A 3997-nucleotide genomic window follows, 5' to 3' on the forward strand; every position below is an offset into this window, starting at 1 on the left:
GCCTCCGTCATCCCGGACGACCAGGCGTGGTTCTGGAGCGGCTCCTGGCAGCAGAAGGAGCAGGAGGTGGCGGGTGGGGCCGGGGGGCCGGGGGGCCGGCCCCGGCCGGGCGCGGGAGGCGGGTGCGGGGGCCCTGTGTCTTTGGTCAAGGTGGTCGGGTGGCAGTGTGGTTGTCATGATTGGTGACATGCCTGTTCGAGAGTCGGCGGGTGAGAGCATGCGGCCGTGCGACTTCTGCGGTCATCCGGTCGTGATGGACTCGGTCGACGAGTGGGACTGCCCCGTGTGTGGTGAGGCCGTTGAGGATCAGCCGGCTGCGGCTGGCCTGGATTCGTAGAAGGTTCCGTCGCGGAGCATGGCGAAGAGGACGTCGGCCCGGCGTCTGGCGAGACAGAGTAGGGCCTGGGTGTGGTGCTTGCCCTGGGCGATCTTCTTGTCGTAGTAGGCCCGCGATGCCGGGTCGCCCAGGGCCGCTGTCCGCGTACTTGTTGAAGTGCCCAGCCAAGTACAGATGAACGTGCTCAGCGAGATGGCCGCCAGGTGCCACCAGCCGTGAGGATCCCCAGGGCGTGACGGATGACAGCTCGATGCGGGTTCCGGTCAGCTCTCCTGTTGTTGGGCCGCTGTCTCCGGCCGGTGCCATTCGTTTTCCGGGGGCACTCCGTCTGGCCAGGCGAAGCGCAACTCGCCGTCCATCGCGGCAAGCAGCCATTGGGCCAAGGTGACGCCCTGGGGCCAGCAATCGCCGTCCGCGTTGGACCACATCGCGCCGTCCGGGTCGCGGAAATCGATCATCGACCACATCGTGCAGCCCCAGTCGTAGAGCGGCACCACTCCGGCAGGCACTCCGCCGGTGGGGTCCGGTCCGTGCTCATAGGCTTCGGCGATGTGCTCGTGCCAGTGCCCCACGTCGACTGGCAGGACCCCGTCGGCGGGGCCGAAGCCGCCGTTGGACACCTCTGTGTAGAGCCGCCGCAGGAGGGTGGGGAAGGCGAACCCGATGACGTGTTCCGCCTTGGCAACGGCCCCTGGCGGGGCGGGCGGGGGCGCCTGCCGCTTCCGGGCGATCTTCCGGCAGGCTTCAATGATCTCGTCATCGGTCACCGGTTGATCGTAGAAGCCGGCTCGGACAGCTGCGGTCGTCACTCCGGGACGAGGCTCTCGGGCGGTCGGGCTGCCTCGCTGTCGCGCTCGATGGCGGCAAGGCGGTTCTTCAGCCGGTAGCTGGGGCCATTGATGGAGATCACGTCGCAGTGGTGGAGGAGCCGGTCGAGGATGGCGGTGGCGAGGACCTCGTCGCCGAACACCTGGCCCCACTCGCTGAAGGTCTTGTTCGAGGTCAGGATGATCGAGCCCCTTTCGTGGCGCTTGGAGATCACCTGGAAGACCAGGTTCGCCTCGGCGCGTTCGAGCGGCTGGTAGGCGACCTCATCGACCACGAGGACGGCCGGTCGCAGGTAGGTGCGGAGTTTGCTGGTCAGCCGTCCCGCGGCCTCGGCGGCCTTGAGGTGTCTGACCATGTCGTCGAGGCTGGTGAAGTAGATCGAGAAGCCGGCCCGGCAGGCCGCGACCGCCAGGGCGACGGCGAGGTGGGTCTTGCCGACCCCGGGCGGTCCCAGCAGGGCGGCGTTGGCCTTGGCCTCGACGAAGGAGAGGGTGGCGAGGTCCTTGATCTTGCGCGGGTCGAGTTCGGGTTGGAAGGAGAAGTCGTAGTCGTCCAGGGTCTTGTGGTGCGGCAGCTTCGACAGCCGCAGGTTCTGGCGGAAGCGGCGGTCGTCGCGGACGGTGAGTTCCTCGGCCAGGACCAGGTCGAGGAGGTCGAGGTAGCCCATCTTGGCCTCGTCGGCCCGCTGGGCGTACTGGTTGAGGCTCTCGGCGAGGAGGGAGCAGGCCGAGTTTGGCGGCCATGCTGCGGATGCGGGCACTGACCAGTTGACTCAACTCGACTCCCTCGTCGTGGGGTTGGTGGTGAACGGGCGGGTGCCGGTCAGCTCGTCATAGACGGACAGGGGCCTGCGGCCGACCTCGACGTGGGTGGCGGCCCGGCTCAGCAGAGCATGGAGAGGGCCGGCATCCTCGTTCGGAGACCGTCCGTGCCGGGGCCGGGGCAGGACATCCCCGGCGGTGACACTGCGGGTGTCGCCCTTCGGCAGGCCGTCCCAGTGGCGCTCGTCGACGATGCGGGCGCCCCGGCCCACTGCCCGTGAGTGGACGGCCAGTAACGTGCTGCCGGTCGCGTCGGGAACCGTGGAATGCAGAATGACCTGGGACTTCGTGGCCCGGATCTCGACCAGCTGGCGGGGGCGGACCTTGCGGGCCGGAACCGAGTAGAGGTTGGCGTCGAAGGCCACCAGGCAGTCCTTGCCGACGTGCCGCAGGTGCCGCTGGGCGACGACGTAGGGCGTTCTCGGCAGCGGCCGCAGGGCCACGTGGTCGCGGACGGCCCGGTGGCCGATGACCTCGCCGTGGGTGCCGTGGACGCGGGCCCGTCGCAATGGCACCCAGGCCGTGAACGCGGCGTCGAGCTCCTCGACCGAAGCGAAAGCCCGGCCGGCCAGGACGTGGTCGCGGACGATGGAGACCTGCCGCTCAACCCTGCCCTTGCCAGTGGGGCGACAGGCGGCGAGCACGTCGATATCGAAGTCGTAGTGCCCCGCGAACGCCACCGCCTCGGGATGCAGTGGGACCGCTTCGCCCGGGGAGACGTGCCGGCGGACCACGGTCTTGGTGCGGTCGCAGACGATCGTCATCGGCACCCCGCCGAAGTGTGCGAACGCCCGGCGGTGGCAGTCGAAGAACGTCGCCAGGTCCTGGCTGGTGGTGAAACAGCAGAACGGATCGCGGGAGTAGGACAGGACCGTGTGGAAGGAGTAGACCTTCGGAATTCCGAGGTGGGCGAGGATCCCGCCCTCATCGCCCCAGCCAACCTGGGCCTGGGCACCGGGAACGACCTCGAACCTGCGGTGCAGACCGGTGCCGGGCACCAGCCCTCAACACCTCAAGAACTGGGCACGTTCACTCGTATGTGGCTGAGCACATCCATGCGTACGCCGACAGCCGCGAACGCGGAGAGGAAGAATGCCCGTTTGAGCTGCTTGTTCCCTCTCCTGGAGGGCTGTTCGCCGCGGATTGAGGAGCCCGAGCTCCGGGTCGCCGGGGCGAGGCCGGCGTAGGCGGCGAGGTGGCCGGCGGTCGGGAACGTGCTGCCGTCGCCGACCTCGATCAGGATCCGGGCTCCGGTCCTGACGCCGACTCCCGGCATCGAGGTCAGGACCTTCGAAAGAGGGTGGTCCTCCAGGAGTTCCTCGATCCGTCCGGCCAGCAGCTTGCGCTGGTCGAGGACGGCAGCCAGAGATCCGGCCGGGCTCGGGACGATCAGCGCGGGCGCCTCGGTCCCCGGAACGACGACGGTCTGCTCGTCCAGCGCGGTGAGGATCTCCTCGACCAGCCGCTCGGCCATCCTCGGCGCCTTCGGCCGCAGCAGCGTGACCAGCCGCCGACGGCCCGCCTTGCGTATCTGGGCCGGTGAGCCGAACCGCTCCAGCAAGGCCAGGACGGCCGGGTGCTGCAACCGCGGTCCCAGAACCCGTTCCAGAGACGGGTGGATCTGGGTCAGCAGCCCGTGCAGCCGGTTCGCGACCCTGGTCGCCTCGCCGGCCAGGTCGTCGTCGAACCCGACGATCATCTCCAGCCCGGCGATCGTCTCGTCCTCGCCGTCGATGGCCCGCAGCGTGTGCGGCATCGCCCGGGCCGCATCCGCGATGATGAACGCGTCTTTCGCATCGGTCTTCGCCTCGCCCGGGTAGAGGTCGGCGATCCGCCGCATCGTCAGCCCAGGCAGGTAGGCGACCGGGCAGCCCATGTCCCGCGCGACCGCCGGCGGCAGGGCCCCGATCGAGGCCGGCTGGTCGACCACGACCAGCACCGTCCCGTGCTTGGCCTGCAGCTTGGCGAACAGCTCGCGGAGCTTGGGCTCGGTGTTGGGCAGTCGCCTGTC

General features: G+C 69.2%; 1 protein-coding gene and 4 pseudogenes. All 5 read right to left on the minus strand.

Going from position 1 to position 3997, the window contains the following annotated elements; genetic code table 11:
* Window positions 1-306: 306 nt before the first annotated feature.
* A pseudogene (locus ABZW03_RS38290) lies at window positions 307-474 on the minus strand (IS110 family transposase); the annotation flags it as partial.
* Between the two features lie 126 nt (window positions 475-600).
* Window positions 601-1104 (minus strand): hypothetical protein, encoded by a 504-nt coding sequence (locus tag ABZW03_RS38295; protein ID WP_355269112.1) that lies wholly within the window; start codon window positions 1102-1104, stop codon window positions 601-603.
* Between the two features lie 38 nt (window positions 1105-1142).
* A pseudogene (istB, locus tag ABZW03_RS38300) lies at window positions 1143-1941 on the minus strand (IS21-like element helper ATPase IstB).
* Window positions 1938-2990, minus strand: a pseudogene (locus ABZW03_RS38305) (DDE-type integrase/transposase/recombinase); the annotation flags it as partial. The pseudogenes ABZW03_RS38305 and istB, both read right to left, overlap by 4 nt.
* A 62-nt stretch (window positions 2991-3052) precedes the next feature.
* A pseudogene (locus tag ABZW03_RS38310) lies at window positions 3053-3997 on the minus strand (IS110 family transposase); the annotation flags it as partial.

The sequence above is a fragment of the Kitasatospora sp. NPDC004799 genome (genome assembly GCF_040609095.1).
Classification (GTDB): Bacteria; Actinomycetota; Actinomycetes; order Streptomycetales; family Streptomycetaceae; genus Kitasatospora.